The sequence below is a fragment of the Rhizobium sp. N621 genome, assembly GCF_001664325.1.
In the GTDB taxonomy this organism is placed as follows: Bacteria; Pseudomonadota; Alphaproteobacteria; order Rhizobiales; family Rhizobiaceae; genus Rhizobium; species Rhizobium esperanzae.
The window spans coordinates 450,235-469,307 of record NZ_CP013498.1 but is presented as its reverse complement, the minus strand read 5'-3'; the positions used below and the strand labels follow the sequence as shown (position 1 = coordinate 469,307).

The 19,073-nt window shown below is 63.5% G+C and carries 18 protein-coding genes; 12 read left to right on the top strand and 6 right to left on the bottom strand.

Annotation, left to right across the window (positions count from 1 at the left end; genetic code table 11):
• Positions 1-7 precede the first annotated feature (7 nt).
• Both AMK00_RS26860 and AMK00_RS26855 read left to right on the top strand, forming a co-directional pair.
• Positions 8-664, top strand: a complete 657-nt coding sequence (locus AMK00_RS26860; RefSeq protein WP_064808873.1) for a TetR/AcrR family transcriptional regulator — start codon at positions 8-10, stop codon at positions 662-664.
• A gap of 28 nt (positions 665-692) precedes the next feature.
• Positions 693-1,556 (top strand): class I SAM-dependent methyltransferase, encoded by an 864-nt coding sequence (locus tag AMK00_RS26855; RefSeq protein WP_064812338.1) that lies wholly within the window; start codon positions 693-695, stop codon positions 1,554-1,556.
• Between the two features lie 259 nt (positions 1,557-1,815).
• Here the strand turns inward: AMK00_RS26855 and AMK00_RS26850 are convergent, their stop codons facing one another.
• Genes AMK00_RS26850 through AMK00_RS26835 form a run of 4 tightly spaced genes read right to left on the bottom strand, consistent with a single transcriptional unit; the run spans position 1,816 to position 6,835 of the window.
• Complete coding sequence (locus AMK00_RS26850; RefSeq protein ID WP_064812284.1) at positions 1,816-2,349, bottom strand: sarcosine oxidase subunit gamma family protein; 534 nt, start codon at positions 2,347-2,349, stop codon at positions 1,816-1,818.
• On the bottom strand, positions 2,342-5,293 hold the full coding sequence (locus AMK00_RS26845) for a sarcosine oxidase subunit alpha family protein (RefSeq protein ID WP_064812283.1): 2,952 nt from the start codon (positions 5,291-5,293) through the stop codon (positions 2,342-2,344). Before AMK00_RS26845 ends, AMK00_RS26850 begins: the two co-directional genes overlap by 8 nt.
• Complete coding sequence (locus AMK00_RS26840) at positions 5,290-5,571, bottom strand: sarcosine oxidase subunit delta (RefSeq protein WP_064812282.1); 282 nt, start codon at positions 5,569-5,571, stop codon at positions 5,290-5,292. Before AMK00_RS26840 ends, AMK00_RS26845 begins: the two co-directional genes overlap by 4 nt.
• 13 nt (positions 5,572-5,584) lie before the next feature.
• Positions 5,585-6,835: a sarcosine oxidase subunit beta family protein gene (locus tag AMK00_RS26835; RefSeq protein WP_064812281.1), complete on the bottom strand. Its 1,251-nt coding sequence runs from the start codon at positions 6,833-6,835 to the stop codon at positions 5,585-5,587.
• 87 nt (positions 6,836-6,922) lie between these two features.
• Here AMK00_RS26835 and AMK00_RS26830 point away from each other — a divergent pair, with 87 nt between their 5' ends.
• The 10 genes from AMK00_RS26830 to minE all read left to right on the top strand — a co-directional run bounded on the left by AMK00_RS26830 (position 6,923) and on the right by minE (position 16,224).
• Entirely contained in the window at positions 6,923-7,882 is a 960-nt protein-coding gene (locus tag AMK00_RS26830; protein WP_064812280.1) for a GlxA family transcriptional regulator, read from the top strand.
• A gap of 77 nt (positions 7,883-7,959) precedes the next feature.
• On the top strand, positions 7,960-8,637 hold the full coding sequence (locus tag AMK00_RS26825) for a helix-turn-helix domain-containing protein (RefSeq protein ID WP_064812279.1): 678 nt from the start codon (positions 7,960-7,962) through the stop codon (positions 8,635-8,637).
• An 89-nt stretch (positions 8,638-8,726) separates the two neighbouring features.
• Complete coding sequence (locus tag AMK00_RS26820; protein WP_064812278.1) at positions 8,727-9,632, top strand: class II glutamine amidotransferase; 906 nt, start codon at positions 8,727-8,729, stop codon at positions 9,630-9,632.
• Positions 9,633-9,690: 58 nt separating this feature from the next.
• Complete coding sequence (locus AMK00_RS26815; RefSeq protein WP_064812277.1) at positions 9,691-10,377, top strand: GXGXG domain-containing protein; 687 nt, start codon at positions 9,691-9,693, stop codon at positions 10,375-10,377.
• A 14-nt stretch (positions 10,378-10,391) separates the two neighbouring features.
• Complete coding sequence (locus AMK00_RS26810) at positions 10,392-11,720, top strand: FMN-binding glutamate synthase family protein (RefSeq protein WP_064812276.1); 1,329 nt, start codon at positions 10,392-10,394, stop codon at positions 11,718-11,720.
• A gap of 79 nt (positions 11,721-11,799) precedes the next feature.
• Positions 11,800-13,107, top strand: a complete 1,308-nt coding sequence (glnT, locus tag AMK00_RS26805) for a type III glutamate--ammonia ligase (RefSeq protein WP_064812275.1) — start codon at positions 11,800-11,802, stop codon at positions 13,105-13,107.
• A gap of 102 nt (positions 13,108-13,209) precedes the next feature.
• The gene (gene purU, locus AMK00_RS26800; protein ID WP_064800306.1) at positions 13,210-14,094 is read left to right on the top strand and encodes a formyltetrahydrofolate deformylase; all 885 of its coding nucleotides are present in this window, start codon (positions 13,210-13,212) and stop codon (positions 14,092-14,094) included.
• Between the two features lie 255 nt (positions 14,095-14,349).
• The gene (minC, locus tag AMK00_RS26795) at positions 14,350-15,072 is read left to right on the top strand and encodes a septum site-determining protein MinC (protein ID WP_064812337.1); all 723 of its coding nucleotides are present in this window, start codon (positions 14,350-14,352) and stop codon (positions 15,070-15,072) included.
• Between the two features lie 79 nt (positions 15,073-15,151).
• Positions 15,152-15,967, top strand: a complete 816-nt coding sequence (gene minD, locus AMK00_RS26790) for a septum site-determining protein MinD (RefSeq protein WP_064808731.1) — start codon at positions 15,152-15,154, stop codon at positions 15,965-15,967.
• On the top strand, positions 15,964-16,224 hold the full coding sequence (minE, locus tag AMK00_RS26785) for a cell division topological specificity factor MinE (protein WP_064808730.1): 261 nt from the start codon (positions 15,964-15,966) through the stop codon (positions 16,222-16,224). The genes minD and minE overlap by 4 nt, the downstream gene beginning before the upstream one ends.
• Before the next feature lie 260 nt (positions 16,225-16,484).
• On the opposite strand, the gene AMK00_RS26780 is transcribed toward minE, so the two are convergent.
• Positions 16,485-17,516: an aldo/keto reductase gene (locus AMK00_RS26780; protein ID WP_064808728.1), complete on the bottom strand. Its 1,032-nt coding sequence runs from the start codon at positions 17,514-17,516 to the stop codon at positions 16,485-16,487.
• A gap of 224 nt (positions 17,517-17,740) precedes the next feature.
• Entirely contained in the window at positions 17,741-19,009 is a 1,269-nt protein-coding gene (locus AMK00_RS26775) for a flavin monoamine oxidase family protein (protein ID WP_064812274.1), read from the bottom strand.
• Between the last annotated feature and the right edge of the window lie 64 nt (positions 19,010-19,073).

Below are 19,073 nucleotides of genomic sequence, written 5' to 3'. Positions count from 1 at the left end.
AATGGTCGTGACCGAAAATAGTCGAGGCCGGCGCGGCCGGCCAGCCAACGAGGCGCTTGGCCAAACGATAGTCGACGCAGCATACGAACTCTTTGTGGAATTGGGTTTTCAAGCGACGACATTGGACAAGGTCACCCAGCGAGCGAAGATATCCAAGCTCAGCATCTATCGGCACTTCGAGAACAAAGAGGCGCTGTTCAGCGCTGCCATCGCGGACCGCTGCCATCAGTTTGCACCACAGGCCCTTTTTGAAGGCGTCGACGGTTCCGCCGAAGAGCAGCTCATGGCGGTGGGATCATCCCTCCTTCGCACGCTGTTGAGCCCGGACGTCCGCAGTGTCGAAGCCATGGTCATGGCCGACAAGACGAATCAAAAGTCGTTAAGCAAGCTCTATTACGAAGCCGGCCCCGCCCATGTCATCGCCCAAATCGAGGCCCTATTGCGTCAGTTGCATGCGAAGGCGGTTCTGAACGTCCCCGATCCTCTCCAGTCCGCCCGCTTGTTTGGCGCGCTTTTCAAAGGATCCGATCTGCTGATTATTGCGCGCTTCGACCCGGCAAGAGCAGAGGACGATAACGAAATCGAATCCTATTGCCGGTCGGCCGTCGCCATGTTCATCGCCGCGCACGGTGGCAGCGACCACGCGGGCGGATCACTTGGTTAAGAACGGATCAGAACAAGGATATGGCATCGTGGCAGAGGAAAATTTTTATCAGGTAGCCGACTGGAATGGCCAAAGCGGGGAGCGCTGGGTCGCCAACCAGGCTCGGCTCGACGCCATGCTGGCGGTGTTCGGCCAGGCCGCGATCGAAGCCGCCGCGCCCGCCATAGGCGAACGCGTGCTGGACGTCGGCTGCGGCGCGGGGGCGTCTACTCTGGATTTGGCCGCCCGCGTCGGCGCGGGGGGCCAAGTGCTGGGCGTGGACATATCCGAACCGCTGATCGGCAGAGCGCGCGCGTTAGCACCGCAGGATACGCCGGCCCTGTTCCAGGTGGCCGACGCCAGCAGCGCCGAACTGCCCGAGGGCGCGTTCGACATCTTGTTCTCGCGTTTCGGCGTGATGTTCTTTGACAATCCGACAGGGGCGTTCGCCCATATGCGCCGTGCTCTCAAGCCGGGCGGGCGGGTTGCTTTCGTCTGCTGGCGCGGCATGGCCGAGAACGATTGGGTGCGCTTGCCGATGGGCGCGATCAAGGGCATCCTCCCGCCGACCGCGCCGCCCGATCCCGAAGCGCCCGGCCCATTCTCGTTCGGCGACCGGGAGCGGGTGGCGCGTATCCTGACGGCGGCTGGCTTCACCGATATCGCTATTGCGCCATTCGATGCCTCCATCTCGTTCGGCGAGGGAAGGACGCGGGACGCGGCAATCGACGACGCGGTTGAGATGACACTCGAGGTCGGCCCGCTGTCGCGCGCGCTCGCTGATCAGCCAGACGACATCCGCGCCCGCGCCTCGGCCGCGGTTCGTGCCGCCTTCGCGGACCGCCCCGGCGAGCGGTCGGTGATGATCGACGGCGCGGCATGGATCGTCACGGCGCGCAAGCCGGTAAGCTGACGGGGATTGACCGGCATTATGGCCCTCAATATGCCACAGCAAGCGCCGCGGGCAGAGCCATGTTCGCGACCTCGCGATTGGAGAAAAAGAGCAGCAACGACGCCGATCGCCTGAGTAAATATCTCGCGCGCTTCAGTCTTAGATTCGAAGACATCAAGAAACCGGGATAAAGGCTATTGCTGCGCGCGCGACCGCCGATCATCTCTTTCCATTGAGGCGACAAACATTGGCGGTTGACGGCAAGGATAGTCTTTACGCGTTATCCTTCAGCGCCCGCCGCCATATCCTTAAGCTCGTCCCAGAGGCTTTCGGCGAAGCTGCGCAGGACCGTGAGCTCGAAGCTGTCATCGCCGGTGCGGGCGATCTGTACGGAGATATGGCCGATCATCGTCATCGCCGAACTGTTTTCCTGAAAGACGGCGGGGTCGAGATCGACGGCGGTGCCCTTTGAAAGAAGCAGGCGCGCAGACCGGCCGGAAATGCCGATGCGGACACGGCCGTGGCTCTGATCCATGACGAAGGCTTTTCCGGCAAGCGCTGCTGTGAGAGTTTCAAGACCTGCGGATGAAAGCGGCGCGTCGCCGGCGACGAACCATTGCCGGAAACCGGCCTGACGGATCGAACTTTCCGCAAAGCCCGCCTTCGTCAGTTCAGCGGCAAGCGCCGCTGGCTCAGTTCCGCCGAGCACATGCAGCAGATGGCCTTCCGGCAAGGCTTCCAGCCGGATGCCGGGTCCCGTTACGTTATGTGCCGTGCCGGCGAGAACCGGTCTATGCTGGGGGAGATCAGGCATGGAGCTTCTCGTTTTCAGGATCGATAAAGACGGGATGGCAGAGCACCGCATCGGTGAATTCATTGCGCAGGCCGTTCCAGACCGTCACCTTTTCGCCGATGCGCTCAGGCCCGCGCCGGACCAGCGCCAGGCCGATCGTATGGCCGAGGCTCGGTGAAAAGGCGCTCGAGGTGACATAGCCCTGGTCGTTTTCCAGCGTCGCCGGAGAGCCCTCGGCGAGGATATGCGAGCCGGTGCGGAAGCCGCTTACCGGATTGAGCGGCTTGACGCCGACGAGGCGCGGCCGCTCGGGATCCTGCAGGCCTTCGCGGGCGAGCATCGCCTTGCCGATGAAATCCGGCTTGGTCGATGACACAATGCGGCCGAAGCCGAGATCACCCGGGGTGACCGTGCCGTTGATCTCGGCGTGGGTGACATGGCCCTTCTCGATGCGCAGGACGCCGAGCGCTTCGGCGCCGTAGGCGCAGATGCCGTGTTTTTCGCCGGCGGCCATGATGGCGTCGGCAACGCTTTCGCCGTAGCCGGCCGGCACCGCCAGCTCGTAGGCGCGTTCGCCGGAGAAGGAGATGCGGAACAGCCGGCCTTCGAGACGGCCGCCGAACAGCGAAATCTCGCGGGCGCTCATGAAGGGGAAGGCGGCATCGGAGATATCCTCGTCGACGATCTCGGCGAGGATGGCGCGCGACTTCGGCCCGGCAACCGCCATCTGCGCCCATTGATCGGTCGAGGAGGCGAAGCAGACGTCGAGTTCCGGCCAGAGCGTCTGGGCGCAGAATTCGAGATGGCTCAGCACGCCGGCGGCCAGCGCCGTCGTCGTCGTCATGAAGAAGTGGTCGTTGCTGAAGCGGCTGGTGGTGCCGTCGTCATAGATGAAGCCGTCCTCGCGCAGCATGATGCCGTAACGCGCCTTGCCGAGGGCAAGCTTGGCAAAGCCATTGCAATAGACCCGGTCGAGGAAGGTCGCGGCGTCGCGGCCGAAGATTTCGATCTTGCCGAGCGTCGAGACGTCGCAGAGGCCGGCATTTTTGCGGATATTCAGCACTTCGCGGTCGACGCTTTCGCGCCACGTCGTCTCGCCGGCGCGCGGGAACCAGGAGGAGCGATACCAGAGGCCGGTTTCAACGAAGACCGCGCCATTCTTTTTCGCCCAGCCGTGCAGCGGCGATTTGCGCGCCGGCTGGAAATCCTTGCCGCGCGACGCTCCGGTCAAGGCGCCGAAGGAAACCGGCGTATAAAAGGGCCGGAAGGTCGTCGTCCCCACTTCGGCGGGTGACACACCGCGCGCCTCGGCAAGGATGCCGATGGCGTTGATGTTGGAAAGCTTGCCCTGGTCGGTCGCCATGCCGCTGGTGGTATAACGCTTGGCAAGCTCGACATGGCCGTAGCCTTCGCGGACGGCAAGACCCAGATCTTTAAGATGCACGTCGTTCTGATAGTCGACGAAAGCCTTGCCCTTCGATCCCTTGACCGACCAGAGCGGCTTTACATGCGGAGCCGTCTCGGGAGCTGAAACAAAGGCCGGTTCCGCTGAAAAGCCGATTGCCTGCAATGCGGCGGCGGCCTTCGCCGCGCCATCGCCGAGGCAGGCCGTGGCTTGCGCGAGGCCGGCGGCTGCGCCGGCAACGGCAAGGCCGTCCTGTGATGCCGGCGCCAGGAAGGCCGAAGACACCTCGGACCATTGCGGCTTGCCGCCGCGATGGCAGGCAAGATGAATGACCGGGCTCCAGCCGCCCGACATGGCGAGCGCATCCGCGTCGATCCGGCGAATGCCGCCTGCGGTCTCGATGCTGACGCCGCGCAGGTGTTTGCCGCCCTCTGCATCGATGACCCGGGCGCCCCGCAGAACCTCGGCGCGACCCTGCCAGCCCTTGCCGCCATCGGCGCGGCTGTCGACGATCGCGGCAACTCGAAGGCCGGCAGCTTCGAGGTCGGCGGCGGTGTCATATGCAGTATCGTTGGTGGTGAAGACCACCGTGCTTTGGCCTGGCGCCACCGCCTGCCGATTGAGATAGCTGCGCATGGCGCCTGCCATCATCACACCGGGGATGTCGTTGCCGCCGAAGACCAGCGGCCGCTCCTCGGCTCCCGTCGCCAGAAGCGCCTGGCGGGCGACGATGCGCCACAATCGTTCGACGGGACGCTCGGGATCGGGCAGCGCCACATGCTTCTGCACGCGTTCGACGGCGCCGAAGACATTGTCGTCGTACCAGCCGAACACCGTCGTGCGCGGCAGGCGGCGCACATTCGCCAGCCCTTCGAATTCGGTCAGCACCTCGCCGAGAAGAGCGTCCGCCGGCTTGCCGTCGACGGCGCCGCGGGCAAGCAGACTGCCACCGAGTTCGGAGCCTTCGTCGGCGATAATGACGCGCGCGCCGGCGCGTCCCGCCGTCAGCGCTGCGGCAAGACCGGCAGGGCCCGCGCCGATCACCAGCAGGTCGCAATGCGCCCAGCATTTCTCATAGGTATCGGGATCGGCTTCGTAGGAGGCGCGGCCGAGGCCCGCCGCCTTGCGAATCACCGGCTCATAGAGCTTTTCCCAGAGGGCCGCCGGCCACATGAAGGTCTTGTAGTAGAAACCGGCGCTGAGGAAAGGGGAGAGCAGGCCGTTGACGGCGCCGACATCGAAACCGAGCGAAGGCCAGCGGTTCTGGCTCTTGGCCGTCAGCCCCTGGTAAAGCTCGATCATCGTCGCGCGCGTGTTCGGTTCGGGGCGCCCGCCGCTGCCTGTCGTCACCAGCGCGTTCGGTTCGGCGGCCCCCGCCGTCAGAATGCCGCGCGGGCGGTGATATTTGAAGCTGCGGCCGACGAGCTGGATACCGTTGGCCAGCAGCGCCGAGGCGAGCGTATCGCCCGGATGGCCTTCCAGCGCCTTGCCGTCGAAGGTGAAGCCGAGTGTCGCGGCCCGGTCGATGCGGCCGCCGGAGGAAAGACGGAAACTCGTCATGCCGGTTCTCCGCCGAGCTTGGCAAGGGCGGCATCCCTGACGCCATGGACCTTATGGGTGACGGTATCGCGTTCGACGATCAGCCACCGGCGGCATCCGGAGGAATGGTGCCAGTATTCGCTGTGCCGGCCCTTCGGATTGTCGCGCAGATAGACATAGTCGTACCAGGCATCCTGACCGGCATCCGGCGCCGGCCGGATAAGGTTCGCGTCGCCGCGAATCGAGAATTCCTCCTTGGGCCGGACGCCGCAATGGGGACAGGAAATCAGGCTTGCCATCGTCTAAATATCCTCAGTGCAGATTGGGCTGGGCGCCGACGCCCTTTTCGTCGATCGGATGGCCGCGCGCGAAACGATCGAGCCGGAAGGCGCGTGCCGTCTGATGCGGTGTGTTGCGGGCGATCAGATGGGCGTAGCAGAAGCCGGAGGCGGGTGTTGCCTTGAAGCCGCCGTAACACCAGCCGGCGTTGAGATAGAGATTGCCGATATGGGTGCGGTCGATGATCGGCGAGCCGTCCATGCTCATATCCATCACCCCGCCCCAGGAACGCAGGAAACGTACCCGCGACAGCGACGGGATCATTGCCACGCCGGCTTCGGCGACATGCTCGACGGTCGCCAGATTGCCGCGCTGGGCATAGGAATTATAGCCGTCGATATCGCCGCCGAAGACGAGGCCGCCCTTGTCCGACTGGGAGACGTAGAAATGCCCGGCGCCGAAGGTGACGACATTGTCGATGAAGGGTTTCAGCCCTTCGGAGACGAAGGCCTGCAGCACATGGCTTTCGATCGGCAGGCGGAGGCCAGCCATATCGGCGACGACGGTGGAATTGCCGGCCGCCGCCAGCGCCAGCTTGCCGCAGCCGATGAAGCCCCTGCTGGTCTCGACGCCCGTCACCTGACCGTTTTCGCGGCGGATTCCTGTCACCTCGCACTGGGTGATGATATCGACGCCGCGGCTGTCTGCGCCGCGGGCATAACCCCAGGCAACCGCGTCGTGGCGCACCGTGCCGCCGCGCGGCTGGTATAGACCACCCATGATCGGGAAACGGGCATTGTCGAAATCGAGGAACGGAAGCTTCTTGCGCACCGCCTGCCGGTCGAGAAGCTCGGCGTCGACGCCGTGCAGCCGCATGGCGTTGCCGCGGCGCGTATAGGCGTCTCGCTGCGCATCGGAATGGAAGAGGTTGAGCACGCCGCGCTGCGAGACCATGGCGTTGAAGTTGAAGTCCCGCTCCAGGCCTTCCCAGAGCTTCATCGACAGCTCGTAGAAGGGATTGTTGCCGGGCAGCAGGTAGTTCGAACGGATGATCGTGGTGTTCCGGCCGATATTGCCGGAGCCGAGATAACCCTTTTCGAGAACGGCGACATTGGTGATGCCGAACTCCTTGGCGAGATAATAGGCCGTGGCAAGGCCGTGGCCGCCGCCGCCGACAATGACGACATCATAATGCGGCTTCGGCGCGGGGTCGCGCCAGGCAGGCGCCCAGCCTTTGTTGCCGCGAAGGCCGTTGAGGAAAATCGAGAGAGCGGAGTAGCGCATGGGTCAATCCGAATGGAGTGGCCGCATGATGCCAGAAAGACCGGCGCGGACTTGCGCAATTAGGACACTAATGAATATATAAGGGACATGTCCTCACCCGATACCAGAAATGTCCAGGAGATCGGCTTCATCCTGATCCCGGGATTCGCGCTGATGTCCTACGCTTCGGCGACGGAGCCGTTGCGGGCAGCAAATCTTCTGGCTGGACGCGATATCTATCGTCTGCGGACCTTCTCGCCGGACGGCGCGCCTGTTCTCTCCTCCTCCGGTGTGCCGGTGCCGGCCGAACCTCTTCCCATCAGGGGCGCGGGGCTCGGCACGGCCTTCGTCTGCGCCGGCGGCTCGCCGCGCGACTGGCGCTATCCGGGCGTACTCGCCTGCCTCAGGCAGCTGTCGCGCGAAGGTGTCAGGATCGGCGGCATTTCGGGCGGCCCCTATCTGATGGCGGCCGCCGGACTGCTCGCCGGCCGCGACTTCACCATCCACTGGGAGTACGCCGCCGCTCTTCTCGAGGCCTTCCCTGATCTTTCGCCGCGCCAGGCGCGCTTCATGATCGACGGCAGCAGAATCACCTGCGGCGGCGGCATCTCAGCGCTCGACATGATGCATGTGCTGATCACCGAGCGCATGGGGCCGGATTTCGCCCGCCGCGTCAGCGACTGGTATCTGCACACCGAGGTCAACGAGCCGGCAGCGCCCCAGCGCGCGTCGCTCGCCGAGCGTTACGGCGTCCATCATCCCGGCCTGCTCAGCGTTCTCGAGCGTATGGAGGAGACGATCGAGATGCCGCTCGACCGCGCCGCCATGGCCCGCATCGCCGGTGTTTCCGCCCGTCATCTCGACCGGCTCTTCTCGGCCCATCTCGGCACCACCTTCCTCGATCAATATCACAGGATCCGGCTGCAGCATGCTCACCGCCTGCTGAAGCAGAGCCCGCTTTCCGTCTCGGAGATCGCGGTCGCCACCGGCTTTTCCAGTCTCAGCCATTTTTCCCGGATGTTCCGCGCCCTCTATGGCATTGCGCCGCGGCAGGCGAGGCGGGATTAGGTTTTCTTCACGGTTGAGGAACCTTCACCAGGGGGATAGGTTGGCATCGGGACAAAAGAGCAGGCGGCGGGACATTCATGACAACCAAGCGTGAAACGGCAGAGCAACCGGAACATGGCGGACGCGCGCCCTTTTCCCAGGACCCGCACGCCGTTCGGGAGCCGAAGGAAAACAACCTTGAAATGGCGATCGGCCATGAGGTGCGGGCCTATCGCAAGAAACTCGGCATCACCGTCACCGATCTCGCGGCCGCCACCGGCATTTCGCTCGGCATGCTGTCGAAGATCGAGAATGGCAACATTTCACCATCGCTGACGACGCTGCAATCCCTGTCGCGGGCGCTCGGCGTGCCGCTGACCGCTTTCTTCAGGCGCTACGAGGAACCGCGCAATGCCGTCTTCGTCAAGGCGGGAGAGGGCGTCGAGCTCGAACGGCGCGGCACGCGCGCCGGCCATCAATATAATCTGCTCGGCCATATCGACAACAATTCAAGCGGCGTCATCGTCGAGCCCTATCTCATCACGCTGACGGCCGATTCCGACGTCTTCCCGACCTTTCAGCACGAAGGCATGGAGTTCCTCTACATGCTCGAAGGCGAGGTCGTTTACCGCCATGGCGATCAGCTTTTCCAGATGCAGCCGGGCGACAGCCTGTTCTTCGATGCCGATGCGCCGCATGGGCCGGAGCAACTGGTGAAACTGCCGAGCCGCTACCTCTCTATCATCAGCTATCCCCAGCAGAGCACCAGGGGCTGACTTGCCTTAAAAGAAAAATTTATTCCCCTAAGTTGAAGTCCGCAGTCAGACCTGTTAGTCCTTTCTCAACTTGAAAGGAGGCACAGGCTATGTGCGGCATCGTTGGACTTTTCCTCAAGGACAAGAGCCTTGAGCCTCAACTGGGGAATCTGCTCTCGGACATGCTGATCACCATGACCGACCGCGGGCCGGACTCGGCCGGCATCGCGATCTATGGCGGCTCCGCAGAGGGCAGAGCGAAGGTGACGATCCAGTCCGCCAATCCTGGTGTCGACTTCGAAGGCCTCGCGGACGACCTCGAGAAGGCGGGCATCAAAGCCCATGTGTGGATCAAGAGTACGCATGCCGTCCTCGAGCTTGATGTCTCCAAGCTTGGCGCCGTGCGCGAGGCGCTCGAACAGATCCGCCCGACGGTGCGTCTGATGGGCTCCGGCGAAAGCGTCGAAATCTATAAGGAGATCGGCCTTCCGAAAGACGTGGTCGCGCGCTTCGACGTGCGCGCCATGGGTGGTACCCACGGCATCGGCCACACGCGTATGGCGACCGAATCCGCCGTCACCACGCTCGGCGCCCATCCGTTCTCGACCGGCGCCGACCAGTGCCTGGTGCACAACGGCTCGCTGTCCAACCACAACAACCTGCGTCGCGAACTCATCCGCGAAGGCATGAGCTTCGAGACGCAGAACGATTCCGAAGTCGCCGCCGCCTATCTCTCCGCCGAAATGGCCAAGGGCAAGGATCTCGGCCAGGCGCTGACCGGCGCACTCGACGATCTCGACGGCTTCTTCACCTTCGTCGTCGGCACCAAATCCGGCTTCGGCGTGGTGCGCGATCCGATCGCCTGCAAGCCCGCCGTCATGGCCGAGACCGAGCAGTATGTCGCCTTCGGCTCGGAATACCGCGCGCTGGTCAATCTTCCCGGCATCGAGAATGCCCGCATCTGGGAGCCGGAGCCGGCGACCGTCTACTTCTGGGATCACGACAAGGCTGCCTGAGGGGCGCCCCGAAAGCCAGGAGCCGGCTGAAACCGTCTCCCAGATCAACGAGGAACCAATGCCCACATTCGATCTTTCCAACACCCCTCTTCGCGAGCTGAACAGCGCGCTGCATGCCCTTTCCAAAGGCGCCAACGACACCGCATTCGAAGTCATCAACCCGCGCGGCAGCCATGCCGTCGCCGTCGGCATCGACAGCCCCGTCACGGTCGCCGTTAGAGGCTCGGTCGGCTATTACTGCGCCGGCATGAATGACGGCGGCACCATTACGGTTCATGGCTCGGCCGGTCCGGGCGTTGCCGAAAACATGATGTCCGGCACCGTCGTCATCGAGGGCGACGCCAGCCAATATGCCGGCGCCACCGGCCGGGGCGGCCTGCTCGTCATCAAGGGCAATGCAGCCTCGCGCTGCGGCATTTCGATGAAGGGCATCGACATCGTCGTTCATGGCAGCATCGGCCACATGTCGGCCTTCATGGGCCAGTCCGGCCATCTGGTCGTGCTCGGCGATGCCGGCGATGCGCTGGGGGATTCGCTCTACGAAGCCAAGCTGTTCGTCCGCGGCGAGGTAAAGAGTCTCGGCTCCGACTGCATCAAGAAGGAGATGCGGCCGGAGCATCTGGAGAAGCTTGCCGAGCTGCTCGACAAGGCCGGGGTCACGGACGTCAGGCCCGAAGAGTTCAAGCGCTACGGCTCGGCCCGCAAGCTCTACAATTTCAACATCGACAACGCCGACGCGTATTGAGGCGAGGGACATCCATGAGCTATCACAACCCCTATACCCCGCCCCGCAAGTCCGCGACCTTCGACGACTATACGCTGGCCGAAATCCGCCGCGCGGCGGCCACCGGCATCTACGACATCCGCGGCGCCGGCACCAAGCGCAAGGTGCCGCATTTCGACGATCTGCTGTTTCTCGGCGCCTCGATTTCGCGCTATCCGCTCGAAGGCTATCGGGAGAAGTGCGACACGACTGTTGTGCTCGGCTCACGCTTCGCCAAGAAACCGATCACGTTGAAGACGCCGATCACCATTGCCGGCATGAGCTTCGGCGCGCTTTCCGGCAATGCCAAGGAAGCGCTCGGCCGCGGTGCGACGATTGCAGGCACCTCGACGACGACAGGCGACGGCGGCATGACGGATGAGGAACGCGGCCATTCGCAGACGCTGGTCTACCAATATCTGCCCTCTCGCTACGGCATGAATCCGCGGGATTTGCGCCGCGCCGATGCGATCGAAGTCGTGGTCGGCCAAGGTGCCAAGCCCGGCGGCGGCGGCATGCTGCTCGGCCAGAAGATCTCCGACCGCGTCGCCAATATGCGCAACCTGCCGAAGGGCATCGACCAGCGCTCGGCCTGCCGCCATCCGGATTGGACCGGCCCCGACGATCTCGAAATCAAGATCATGGAGCTGCGCGAGATCACCGATTGGGAAAAGCCGATCTACGTCAAGGTCGGGGGCGCGCGTCCCTATTACGACACCGCCCTTGCCGTGAAGGCGGGTGCCGACGTCGTCGTGCTCGACGGCATGCAGGGCGGCACGGCGGCGACCCAGGATGTCTTCATCGAGAATGTCGGCATGCCGACGCTTGCCTGCATTCGCCCGGCCGTTCAGGCGCTGCAGGACCTCGGCATGCATCGCAAGGTGCAGCTCATCGTGTCGGGCGGCATCCGCTCCGGCGCCGACGTTGCCAAGGCGCTCGCGCTCGGCGCCGATGCGGTCGCGATCGGCACGGCCGCACTCGTCGCCATCGGCGACAACGATCCGCGCTGGGAAGAGGAATATCAAAAGCTCGGCTCGACGGCCGGCGCCTATGACGACTGGCATGAAGGCAAGGATCCGGCCGGCATCACCACCCAGGACCCGGAACTGGCAAAACGCCTCGACCCGGTTGCGGCCGGCCGCCGCCTCGCCAACTACCTCAAGGTCATGACGCTCGAGGCGCAGACGATCGCACGTGCCTGCGGCAAGAACCACCTGCACAACCTCGAGCCGGAAGACCTCGTCGCACTGACGATCGAGGCATCGGCCATGGCGCAGGTGCCGCTCGCCGGCACCAACTGGATCCCCGGCAAGACCGGTTTCTAAAAATGCCCGGCCGGGCGCGTTTGGGAGGATGCGGCCGGCTTTTTCATCAAGTGTCTAAGATCAACATAAGGGGACAAATGTGACACTCGACCTCTCGCAATACGCCTCCGAAAGAGGCATCAAATATTTCATGATCAGCTACACCGACCTGTTCGGCGGCCAACGCGCCAAGCTGGTCCCTGCCGAAGCGATTGCCGACATGCAGAAGGATGGCGCCGGCTTTGCGGGCTTCGCCACATGGCTCGATCTGACGCCTGCCCATCCGGACCTGTTTGCGGTTCCCGATGCTTCCTCCGTCATCCAGCTCCCATGGAAGAAGGACGTCGCATGGGTCGCGGCCGACTGCGTCATGGACGATCGGCCTGTCGAACAGGCGCCGCGCGTGCTGCTGAAAAGACTGGTCGCCGAGGCTGCCAAAGAAGGGCTCCGGGTAAAAACCGGCGTAGAGCCCGAGTTCTTTTTGATCTCTTCTGATGGTTCGGTGATTTCGGATCAGTTCGATACCGCCGAGAAGCCTTGTTACGATCAGCAGGCAGTGATGCGCCGCTATGATGTCATCGCCGAGATTTGCGATTACATGCTCGAACTCGGCTGGAAGCCCTATCAGAACGACCACGAGGATGCGAACGGCCAATTCGAGATGAACTGGGAATATGACGATGTTCTGAAGACGGCGGACAAGCATTCCTTCTTTAAGTTCATGGTCAAGTCGGTCGCCGAGAAACACGGGTTTCGCGCCACCTTCATGCCGAAGCCCTTCATGGGCCTGACCGGAAACGGCTGCCATGCCCATATCTCGGTCTGGGACATCGACGGCAGGATCAATGCCTTCGCCGACAAGGAAATGGCCTTCGGCCTCTCCGCTCAGGGCAAGACCTTCCTCGGCGGCATCATGAAACATGCCTCCGCACTTGCCGCGATCACCAATCCGACGGTCAATTCCTACAAGCGCATCAACGCGCCGCGCACCACCTCCGGCGCCACCTGGTCGCCCAACACCGTGACCTGGACGGGCAACAACCGCACCCACATGGTGCGCGTGCCGGGGCCGGGACGGTTCGAGCTGCGGCTGCCGGACGGGGCGGTCAATCCCTATCTGCTGCAGGCGATCATTATCGCCGCCGGCCTCGACGGCATCCGCAGCCAGGCAGACCCCGGTCCGCACTACGATATCGACATGTATGCCGAGGGGCACCTGGTGAAGGACGCGCCGCGGCTGCCGCTCAACCTGCTCGATGCGTTGCGCGCTTATGATGCCGACGAGGGCCTGAAGCAGGCGATCGGGGCTGAATTTTCAGCCGCCTATCTCAAGCTCAAGCATCGGGAATGGAATGCCTATTGCTCGCATTTCACCCAATGGGAACGCGACAGCACGCTCGACATCTGAGCGGCCAGACCGACGCCTTCGACGACTGCTGGCACGCCGGCCGACAAAGCCCCCGGCGTGACCGGGCCCCTCTGCGCTTGAAACGGCGAAGGAAGAGCCGACATGAAAAGCTATGTATTGACGGTATCCTGCAAATCGACGCGCGGCATCGTTGCGGCGATTTCGAGCTATCTGGCCGAGAAAGGCTGCAACATCATCGACAGCTCGCAGTTCGACGACCTCGATACCGGCAGGTTCTTCATGCGCGTCAGCTTCATTTCCGAGGAAGGACTTTCCGGTTCCGCGATCAGCGCCGATTTTGCTGCCGTCGCCGCGCCCTTCGAGATGGAGTACGAATTCCACGACAGCGAGAGTCGCATGAAGGTGCTCTTGATGGTGTCGCGCTTCGGCCATTGCCTCAACGACCTGCTCTACCGCTGGAAGATCGGCGCCCTGCCGATCGATATCGTCGGCGTCGTCTCCAACCATTTCGACTACCAGAAGGTCGTGGTCAATCACGACATCCCCTTCCACCACATCAAGGTGACGAAGGAGAACAAACCGCAGGCGGAAGCCCAGCTCGTCGATCTCGTCGAGCAGACCGGCACCGAACTGATCGTGCTCGCCCGCTACATGCAGGTTCTCTCCGACCAGCTCTGCAAGCAGATGTCGGGCAAGATCATCAACATCCACCACTCCTTCCTGCCGAGCTTCAAGGGCGCCAACCCTTACAAGCAGGCCTATCAGCGCGGCGTCAAGCTGATCGGCGCGACCGCCCATTACGTCACCGCCGACCTCGACGAAGGCCCGATCATCGAGCAGGACACCGCCCGCATCACCCATGCGCAGTCGCCCGACGACTATGTCTCGATCGGCCGCGACGTCGAAAGCCAGGTGCTGGCGCGCGCCATCCACGCTCATATCCATCACCGCACCTTCATCAACGGCAACCGCACCGTCGTCTTCCCGGCCAGCCCCGGAAGCTACGCCTCCGAACGCATGGGGTGAGTCGGCCGAGGGTCGATCACAGGCGCCAGAAATCAGTCGAATCTTAACCAATTCCGTCGCCGCGATCGTGGCGACAGATCTTCGCTCCGACCATACGTGATGAGTATTCACATTACTGAAACCATATTTATTTTCCGATACTTGCGCCTCATCATCAGCTGAATTGATCGGCCTCCCGTTAGGGAATTTCCCGTCTGCGTTAACCATTTGTTAACCATGTCAGCGGTAGACATGGTCAACGATTTCTTCACACAGATGACCAAAGTGCTAACAGACGCTCGCTCTATCCGCATCAAGGGCCGCTCCTTCCTGGCCGTCATGTTGTCCCCGGACCTTCCTTTCGATGATTGGTTGGCAAGGCTCGACGATCTGGCCTCACGTTCGGCCGGCTTCTTCCTGGGCCGGCCCGTCGTGCTTGATGTGACAGACCTGCAGATCGACCGGCCGGAGCTCAAGGAGCTCATCGCCGAACTCGCCAAGCGCAATGTCAGTATCATGGGCATCGAGGGGGCACGGCCTTCCATTCTCGGCGCGGGCATGCCTCCGGCCCTCAAGGGCGGCCGCTCCGCTTCCGATATCGAGGTTCAGCCGAATGAGCCTGCCGGACCAGCCGGCAAACCGGCAGTGGCCGAGCCCCGCCCGGCAACGACACAATCCATCGTCATCCGGGAGCCAGTTCGCTCGGGGCAATCGGTGATCTTTCCGGAAGGCGACGTCACAATCATCGGCTCGGTCGCTTCGGGCGCCGAAGTCATCGCCGGTGGGTCGGTCCACATCTACGGCGCGTTGCGCGGCCGCGCCATGGCCGGATCCATCGGAAACGCATCGGCGCGCATCTTCTGCCGCAAGCTCGAAGCCGAGCTGGTGGCAATCGACGGCATCTACAAAATGGCGGAAGACATGGCCCCCAATCTTCGCGGACAGGCTGTTCAGCTCTGGCTCGAAGAGGATGCGATCATGGCGGAAAAACTGATCTGACGACAGCGCAGCGTCTTTAAGAGACGCGTGAAGGACGCTTAGCACTTTGAATTACTGCGGCACGGCAAAGGAGAGAGAAATGGGGAAAGTGATCGTCGTCACGTCAGGCAAGGGCGGGGTCGGAAAGACGACCTCGACCGCCGCATTGGGAGCGGCGCTGGCGCAACGCAATGAAAAAGTCGTCGTCGTCGATTTCGACGTCGGCCTGCGCAATCTCGACCTCGTGATGGGCGCCGAGCGCCGGGTCGTCTACGACCTGATCAACGTCATTCAGGGCGACGCCAAGCTGACCCAGGCGCTGATCCGCGACAAGCGGCTGGAAACGCTGTTCCTGCTGCCGGCGTCGCAGACACGCGACAAGGACAATCTGACGGCCGAGGGCGTCGAGCGCGTCATCACCGACCTGAAGCGCTATTTCGACTGGATCATCTGCGACAGCCCCGCCGGCATCGAACGCGGCGCAACGCTTGCCATGCGCCATGCCGACGTCGCCGTCGTCGTCACCAATCCGGAAGTTTCATCTGTGCGCGATTCCGATCGCATCATCGGCCTGCTCGATGCCAAGACCGCCAAGGCCGAACGCGGCGAGCGGATGGAAAAGCACCTGTTGCTCACCCGCTACGACGCCAACCGCGCCGAGCGCGGCGACATGCTCAAGGTCGACGATGTGCTGGAAATCCTCTCCATCCCGCTTCTCGGCATCGTACCGGAAAGCATGGATGTGCTGCGCGCCTCCAACGTCGGCGCGCCGGTCACGCTGGCCGAAAGCCGCAGCCCGGCCGCCATGGCCTATTTCGATGCCGCCCGCCGGCTCGCCGGCGAAACCCTGCCGATCGCGATCCCCGAGGAAAAGCGGAATATCTTCGGCAAGATCTTCGGAAGGAGAGCGGCATGAGCATTTTCCGTCTCTTCAACAGGCAGCGCACAGCGCCGGCCGCCCGCGAACGCCTCCAGGTGCTCCTCGCCCACGAGCGCTCCTCGGCAGGATCGGACCTTGTCTCTCTGCTGCGCGAAGAAATCCTTGCGGTCATCGCCAAACACGTCGAGCTCGACCACGACAAGGTGCAGGTGACGATTGATCGCAACGAGTTTGTCTCGACCCTGGAGATCGACGTCGAAATCCCGCTGAACGCTGCCGTGCAGGCGGCCTGAGGGTAACGACACGCTTCTCTCGTTGCCTTTGAAAATGCGAAAGCCGCCACGGAACATGGCAGCTCAGTTTGATGGCAACCTTGCTCTCCCCGACGTCATCCTCGGCCTTGTGCCGAGGATCTGCTGCCCTATCGACCGGGGGCCGATGCTCGGGACAAGCCCGAGCATGACGAAATGAAGGGTCTGCCGACCTTGTCAGCAGTCTGAGCCGCCATGGAAACCATGGCGGCTTCTTGCGTCGGCCTGCCCGGCCGGAAGGCTCAGCGGCCGCCCTCGATCTTGCGGTGGCGCTGCGCAATCCCGCCTTTGCCATAGGGATAATCGAGCGGCTGCGGCGCGCTGACCTCATTGAGCTTGGCCATCTCCTCGCTGGAGAGCGCGACCTTCATCGCACCCAGATTGTCGGCGAGCTGTTCGGGCGTGCGGGCGCCGAGAATGACCGAGGTCACGGCCGGCTGTGCCGCAGTCCAGGCAAGCGCCACCTGCGCCATGCTGACGCCGCGGACCTTGGCGATATCCTCGACGGCCGCGATGATCGCCCAGGTGCGTTCCTGGGCGTTGCGCGGCGCATAGGATTCGCTGCCGCGATTGGGGTTCTCGCCGAGACGGGTGGCGCCGGTCGGCATCTCATCGCGCTTGTATTTGCCGGTCAGCCAGCCGCCGCCGAGCGGCGACCAGGGTAAGAGGCCCATGCCGGCGTCCTGGCAGGCCGCGACGATTTCGAGCTCGATATCGCGCGCCAGAAGGCTGTATTGCGGCTGCAGCGTCACCGGACGCGTATAGCCGCGCGCCTTGGCAATCTCGGAAGCCTTGGCGATGTGCCAGCCGACATAGTTGGAGAAGCCGTAATAGCCGATCTTGCCCGAGGAAATCGCATCGTCGAGGAAGCGCAGCGTCTCTTCGATCGGGGTCAGCGCGTCCCAGGCGTGCATCTGGTAGAGATCGATCTGTTCGAGGCCGAGGCGGCGGAGCGAATCGTCGAGCGCCTGGCCGAGATGCCGGCGCGAAAGGCCGATCTCGTTGGGGCCGTTGCCCATCGGAAAACGCCCTTTGGTGGCGACGATCGCCTGGCGGGCCTCGGTCGGTCGCGCCTTCAACCAGCGTCCGATGATCTCTTCCGACTTGCCGGCGCTGTAGACGTCGGCGGTGTCGATGAAATTGCCGCCCCATGCGAAATAATCGTCGAGCAGCTTGTGCGAGGCCGCTTCGTCGGCTTCCGCGCCAAAGGTCATGGTGCCGAGGCAATAGGCGGTGACGACGGTCCCGCTCGGACCGAGCTTGCGATAATCCATGTCTTCCTCCTCATGCGGATACCCGCGGCCGACGCGGAAAGTCGTCGGGGTAGAAGCCGGGGCTCCTGCAATCAATGACAATATCGTGCTTGAAGCGGCCTCTGCCGCTGGATGAGGTACAGCGCCCCAGGCTGGGTAGCGCGGGGGCGAGGGCAGAATAACCAATCCCGTCCGTGCGACAAGTGGGAAAAAATATTTCCGCCTGCCGTCGCGGCCGGCAGCCGTTATGGATTTCTCGACGACGCGCCGGCGATCCGGTCGGCTGCGGCGACACCGGTCTCGTAGGCGCCATGCGCCGTCGAATAACGCGAGCGCGAACAGGCTTCGCCGGCAAAGAAGATCCGCGCGTCATGCGGTTCGGCGAGGACGGTGCGCAGATCGGAGGCGCCGGCTTGCGCGTAGGAATAGGAGCCGCCGATATGAGGCATCGCGGCCCAGGTCGAGATTGCCGCCACCGATAAGTGCTTGCGGATGTCGGTGCCGAATTGTGCCGCCAGCTCATCCGCGGCGAAAGAAAAGGCAGCCTCTGCTCCCATCCGCTCCAGATCATGCGCGAGATCGCCGGCGAAATAGGCCTCGACAACGGGAGCGCCGAACGGCCGCAGCTGATAGGTGCCGGTCGCGCCGCGACTGGTCGAGCCGAGCATATGCGTATCCGCCGGCAGCGCCTCCGGATCGGCGACGCTGAGGAAGAGCTTATCGGCGAGCCCCAGGGGCAAACGAGCTGCGGCTTCGATCTTGTCGGGTAGGGGAGGATCGAAGGCGATCCTGCCGGTGGCAAGCATATTTGTCGACACTGTGACGAGCACAGTGTGGGCGGTGATCGTTCCCTGGTTCGTCTCGATGCTGATACGGCCGGCATGGCGGTGATCGACGCGCTTTGCTTCGACGCCGAGCCTTGACCGAACCGGCGCGCCATAGAGCGCGATCAATGTTCCGTAGCCCTGCCGGACACGCCAGTCGGGACCGGCGCCGGGATCATATCTGTTGTAGTCGACGATCGACGAGCGCTCCAGTTCGGCGCCGGTGATGTAAGTGCCGATCGCCCGGATCTGGCCGTTCCAGCGACCGCCGGGCTGGAGCTTTGCTGCCAGGTCGCTATCGTTGCCTTCATGGCTTTCGAGGCGTTCGAAATAAGCGCCGATCGCCTGCTGCGCGGCCTGGATCTCCGCATCATCCCGCTGAAGCCGCCGGCCGCCGTTCCAGGGCGCCGGCGAGCGGTCGACCGTCAGTCCGACCTCACCGGCAATCGCCGTCCAGGCATTGGTCCGCGCCCCGTGCAGCCAGCCGCAACCGAGATCGAAACCGAGATCGCCGGCTCCAGGCAGCCCGACCGTCCAGGCCCTCCCACCGAGACGGTCGCCGGCTTCGAGCAGGAGGACGGAAAGACCGGGACAGATTGCCAGCAGGCGGCGGGCTGCGGCGATACCGGCAGCGCCGGCGCCGATGATGACGACGTCTTCGTCGGCGTCCTTGATGTCGTCACGAGGCATGGTTTCTCCTTCCGCCGCTGACACTCAGCTAAACTTTCCTGTCCATGAAAGGCAAGGGGCTGGG